At 75.8% G+C, this 368-nt stretch carries 1 protein-coding gene; it reads left to right on the top strand.

The features are described 5' to 3' along the window. Window positions 1-368, top strand: a 368-nt coding sequence (locus EF918_RS38890; RefSeq protein WP_260611036.1) for a BBE domain-containing protein, incomplete at both ends; no start/stop codon positions are given.

Genomic DNA, 368 nt, shown 5'->3' with positions numbered 1-368 from the left:
GCCCTGAACCGGGTGCCGGCCGGCGCCACGGCGTTCGTCCACCGCACGAGCGCCTTCCTGGCGCAGTACCTGGCCTACTGGCCCGCGTCGGCGCCGGCGGACCAGGTCGGTCGGCAACAGGCCTGGCTGGACGGCCTGTGGCAGCGACTGCGGCCCTGGGCGGGCGGCAGCGCCTACCAGAACTACGCCGATCCCCGCCTCGCCGACTGGCGCACGGCGTACTACGGCGCCAACCTGGCCCGCCCTGAACCGGGTGCCGGCCGGCGCCACGGCGTTCGTCCACCGCACGAGCGCCTTCCTGGCGCAGTACCTGGCCTACTGGCCCGCGTCGGCGCCGGCGGACCAGGTCGGTCGGCAACAGGCCTGGC

Source organism: Streptomyces sp. WAC06614, from assembly GCF_003949795.1.
GTDB lineage: Bacteria > Actinomycetota > Actinomycetes > Streptomycetales > Streptomycetaceae > Streptomyces.
Note: the sequence above shows the minus strand (reverse complement) of the source record. Positions and strands in the feature narration are given on the sequence as shown.